Origin of the sequence: Planotetraspora kaengkrachanensis, from assembly GCF_016862895.1 — a bacterium.
Taxonomy (GTDB): domain Bacteria; phylum Actinomycetota; class Actinomycetes; order Streptosporangiales; family Streptosporangiaceae; genus Planotetraspora; species Planotetraspora kaengkrachanensis.
In genome coordinates this window covers 1-4564 of sequence record NZ_BONV01000027.1, presented here as the reverse complement: position 1 = coordinate 4564, position 4564 = coordinate 1, and the positions used below count along the sequence as shown (strand labels likewise).

Below are 4564 nucleotides of genomic sequence, written 5' to 3'. Positions count from 1 at the left end.
CCCCACCCCCTCATTCGCCGACGGCCTGCGCGTCCAGCAGGTCCTCGCCGCCGTCGAGAAAAGTGCGGCCGACGGCAGCCGTTTCGTCACCGTGGAGGACTCATGACACGACCGATAACGCTGTTCACCGGCCAGTGGGCCGACCTGCCCTTCGAGGAGGTCTGCCGCCTGGCCTCGGAGTGGGGCTACGACGGGCTGGAGATCGCCTGCTGGGGCGACCACTTCGAGGTCGACCGCGCGCTGGCCGAGCCCGACTACGTCCCCCGCAAGCTGGAGATGCTGGAGAAGCACAACCTGAAGGTGTGGGCCGTCTCCAACCACCTGGTCGGGCAGGCGGTCTGCGACAGCCCCATCGACGAGCGGCACAAGGGCATCCTGCCCGCCCGCATCTGGGGCTCCGGCGACCCCGAGGAGGTGCGCGCCAACGCCGCGGAGGAGATCAAGGACACCGCCCGCGCGGCGGCCCTGCTCGGTGTGAACACCGTGATCGGGTTCACCGGGTCGTCGATCTGGCACACCGTCGCCATGTTCCCGCCGGTGCCTCCGGGGATGATCGACCGGGGCTACCAGGACTTCGCCGATCGGTGGAACCCGATCCTGGACGTCTTCGACGAGGTGGGCGTGCGCTTCGCCCACGAGGTCCACCCCAGCGAGATCGCCTACGACTACCACACCACCGTCCGCACGCTGGAGGCCATCGGCCACCGCCCCGCGTTCGGGCTGAACTGGGACCCCTCCCACATGGTGTGGCAGCAGATCGACCCGGTGAACTTCATCCTCGACTTCGCCGACCGGATCTACCACGTCGACTGCAAGGACGCCAAGGTCCGCATCGGCGACGGCCGCCGTGGCCGGCTGTCGTCGCACCTGGCCTGGGCCGACCTGCGCCGGGGCTGGGACTTCGTCTCCACCGGACGCGGAGACGTGCCGTGGGAGGACTGCTTCCGCGCGCTCAACTCGATCGGCTACGACGGTCCCATCTCGATCGAGTGGGAGGACGCGGGCATGGACCGCCTCGCCGGCGCTCCCGAGGCCCTCGCCTACATCCGCACCCTCAACGCCATCACCCCGCCCGAGGCGGCCTTCGACGCCGCCTTCTCCAGCGAGTGACGGTCCGCGGGAGGGGCCGCGCCGCATCGGCCGGCCCCGCCCGCCCACCGGCCATGGAGGACATAGGGTCGACCCGGTGACATGCCGGTCATCGGATTGAGGGAAGAATGGCCTCGTGCCATCCCATCCCTTTCCCGTCGTGACTCCCGGCTGGATGCGCGACAACGAGCAGCCCCAGCTCAGGGCGGGCGATCTGCTCCTGCGCTCCTGGCTCCCCCACGACGCCCCCGCCGTGCTCGCGGCGTTCTCCGACCCGGCCATCCAGCGTTGGCACCGCCGCTCGATGACCTCCCTCGACCAGGCGACCGACTGGATCGCCCAGTGGCCGGTCCGCTGGCAGGCCGAGACGGACGCCTGCTGGGCCGTCACCGACCCGACCGGCGACGAGGTCCTCGGCCGTGTCTCCCTGCGTGACATCCATTTGGCGGAGGGACTGGCTCAGGTCACCTACTGGATCCTCCCCGACGCACGCGGTCGCGAGGCCGCCGTCCGCGCCGCGGTGGAGGCGACGAGGTGGGCGTTCGAGGATCTCGGGCTGCACCGGGTGGAGCTGCACCACTCCACGTACAACACCGCGTCCTGCCTCGTGGCGGACAAGGCGGGCTTCGCCTACGAGGGCACGCTGCGCAGCGCCCTCCTCCACGCCGACGGGTGGCACGACATGGAGGTGCACGCCCGCATCAACGAGCCGGCCAGGGCCCGCCGTCCCTGACCGGGAAGCGCCGGGAGGCCCGGCGTGTTGCGACAGGCATGGACGATCGTTTCGCGGATCTGCGTGTCATCCGGCACCTGCTCAACGAGTCGAAGACATGGGCCTTCGTCGGTCTGGGCGACAACCCGGACCGCACGGCCTACCAGCAGGCGAACCTGCTTCAGAAGAGGGGCAAGCGGATCATCCCGGTCCACCCCGCCGCCAAGTCCGTGCTGGGTGAGCAGGGCTACGCGAAGCTCGCCGACGTCCCGGTCCCGGTCGACGTCGTGGGGGTGTACCGGCGGGCTGAGTTCGCGGGCGACGTCGTCGACGAGGCGATCGCGGCGGGCGCCGGCGCCGTCTGGCTGCCTCTCGACGTGATCGACGAGGCGGCCGCGCAGCGCGCCCTCGACGCCGGGCTCGACGTGGTCATGGACCGTTGTCCCGGAGTCGAGTGGGTGCTGCGCCGCGAGGCCTGATCATCTTCTCGCCGTCCGTCCGGGATCGCGCGGCCCGTCGCGGATTAAGCTGCCTGCGTGGCGATTCGGATAGTCATAGCGGAGGACTCCTTCCTCGTGCGCGAGGGCGTGCGGCGGGTGCTCGATCTGCAGGACGACCTCGAGGTCGTGGACACCGCGGCCGACCTGCCCCAGTTGCTGGCGTCCGTGGCGGAGCACTCCCCGGACGTGGTGGTGACCGACATCCGGATGCCGCCGACCTCGACCGACGAGGGCATCCAGGCGGCCACCGGGTTCCAGGCGAGCCGTCCCGGCATGGGCGTCGTCGTGTTGTCGCAGTACGCCGAGCCCGCGTACGCCACCCCGCTGCTCGCCACGGGGAGCACCGGGCGGGCCTACCTGCTCAAGGAGCGGGTCGGCGATCCGCAGGCGCTGATCCACGCGGTCCGCACGGTGGCGGCGGGAGGCTCGGTCATCGATCCGGCGGTGGTGGAGGCGCTGGTGACGGACTCGATCCGGGCGAAGACCTCCCCGCTCGCCGGGCTGACCGCCCGGGAGCGCGACGTGCTGGCCCAGATCGCGCAGGGCAAGAGCAACGCGGCCGTCGGGGCGGCGCTCTTCCTGACCGAGCGCGCGGTGGAGAAGCACATCAACGCGTTGTTCGCGAAGCTGGGCCTCGGCGCAGAACCCGACGTCAACCGCAGGGTCATGGCGGTTCTGCTGTACCTGTCGGCACAAAAAGGTGGTGCTAGCACCCAGCAAACGTGAGGTCCGCAACCTTGGTGTGTTCTGCCCTTTCGGGCAGGCTGAAGCCATGACCGCTCAGGAGGCGTCGCACGTGGACGTGCTCATCGTCGACGACCAGGCGCCCTTCCGTTCCGTCGCGCGCGCCCTCGTACGCCTTCTGCCGGGATGGCGCGTGATCGGTGAGGCGGAGAGCGGCGAGGACGCCTACGACCAGGCGGCGCTGGCCCACCCGACGATGATCCTCATGGACATCAACCTGCCCGGCATCAACGGGATCGAGGCGACGCGCCGGATCCTCGCGAGGTCTCCGGAAACCAAGATCGTCCTGCTGTCCACCTACGCGGCCGACGATCTGCCCCCCGACGCCGCGACCTGCGGAGCGCTCACCTACATCCGCAAGGACGACCTCACACCCGCGCTGCTGCGCGCTCTTCCCGTCTGAGGGCCAGCCGCGCCGCCTGCAGTCCCCCCATCCCGTGCACGGACGGCCCGGGCGGAGTGCTGGCCGAACAGATGTAGAGGCCGTCGACCGGCGTCGCCCACGGATGCGCCCGGTAGACGGGCCTGCCGACGAACTGGCCGGCCTGGGCCGAGCCGCCTCCGATGTCGCCGCCGACGAGGTTGGGGTTGCGCCGTTCGAGCGCCGCCGGGCCCATCGCGTGACGCGCCAGCACGACGTCGCGGAAGCCCGGTGCGAACCGCTCGATCTGGGCCTCGATCGCCTCGCTCATGTCGACGTCCGAGCCGTTGGGGACGTGGCAGTACGCCCACAGGACGTGGGCGCCCGCAGGTGCCCGGCTCGGATCCGCCACGCTCGGCTGGACGGCCAGCACGAACGGCCGTTCCGGATGCCTCCCCCGGGCGACGTCGGCCTCGCTCCGGGCGATCTCCTCCATGGTGCCGCCCAGGTGGACCGTCCCCGCTGAGGCGACCGAGGGGTCCCGCCACGGGACGGGGCCGGACAGCGCCCAGTCCATCTTGAAGACGCCGGGACCGTACCGGAAGCGTGTCAGACGGCGCCGGTAGGCGGCCGGAAGCCGATCTCCCGCCACGGCGACGACCTGGCGCGGGGTGAGGTCGAGCAGGATCGACCGGGCGGGCGGCAACTCGTTCAGGCTCCGCACCGTGTGGCCCGTCACGATCTCGCCGCCGTGCTCGACGAGCCGGCTCACCATCGCGTCCGCCAGCGCCTGGGAGCCCCCTCGCGCGACCGGCCAGCCCACCTGATGGGCGAGGACCGCGAGCATCATGCCGTACCCGGAGGTGAGGGGGGCGCGCAGGTCGAGCATCGAGTGCGCGGCCATCCCCGCGAGCACGGCACGCGCCTCGGGTGTGCGGAAGGCCGACCGGGCGAGCCAGGTCAGCGGCAGGAGTGCGGGAGCGCCGAAACGGGCCGCGCTGAAGGGTGCCTTCGGTGGTGAGAGCGGGGCCAGCAGCGTGTCGACGAGGGGGAACCCGGCCCGTACGGCGGCGCCCACGGTGGCCCGCCACGCCGCCGAGTCGCGGCCGAGCGACTCCGCCGTCCGCTCGGGATCGCGGTGCACCAGAGCGGCGGGCC

At 71.5% G+C, this 4564-nt stretch carries 6 protein-coding genes; 5 read left to right on the top strand and 1 reads right to left on the bottom strand.

Features of this window, described 5'->3' with window-relative positions; genetic code table 11:
• The first annotated feature begins 102 nt into the window (after positions 1-102).
• The 5 genes from Pka01_RS25955 (at position 103) to Pka01_RS25935 (ending at position 3448) form a co-directional block, all read left to right on the top strand.
• A complete protein-coding gene (locus Pka01_RS25955; protein WP_203885499.1) occupies positions 103-1110 on the top strand; it encodes a sugar phosphate isomerase/epimerase family protein in 1008 nt (335 codons plus the stop codon).
• A 115-nt stretch (positions 1111-1225) separates the two neighbouring features.
• Positions 1226-1822, top strand: a complete 597-nt coding sequence (locus Pka01_RS25950) for a GNAT family N-acetyltransferase (RefSeq protein WP_239115301.1) — start codon at positions 1226-1228, stop codon at positions 1820-1822.
• Between the two features lie 38 nt (positions 1823-1860).
• Positions 1861-2280: a CoA-binding protein gene (locus Pka01_RS25945; RefSeq protein WP_203885498.1), complete on the top strand. Its 420-nt coding sequence runs from the start codon at positions 1861-1863 to the stop codon at positions 2278-2280.
• Between the two features lie 57 nt (positions 2281-2337).
• Positions 2338-3027 (top strand): response regulator transcription factor, encoded by a 690-nt coding sequence (locus Pka01_RS25940; RefSeq protein WP_308442280.1) that lies wholly within the window; start codon positions 2338-2340, stop codon positions 3025-3027.
• Positions 3028-3073: 46 nt separating this feature from the next.
• Entirely contained in the window at positions 3074-3448 is a 375-nt protein-coding gene (locus Pka01_RS25935) for a response regulator (RefSeq protein ID WP_203885497.1), read from the top strand.
• Here the strand turns inward: Pka01_RS25935 and Pka01_RS25930 are convergent.
• A partial coding sequence (locus Pka01_RS25930) for a phytoene desaturase family protein (protein ID WP_203885496.1) occupies positions 3414-4564 on the bottom strand: 1151 nt, incomplete at its 5' end. The two genes, Pka01_RS25935 and Pka01_RS25930, sit on opposite strands and share 35 nt — an antisense overlap.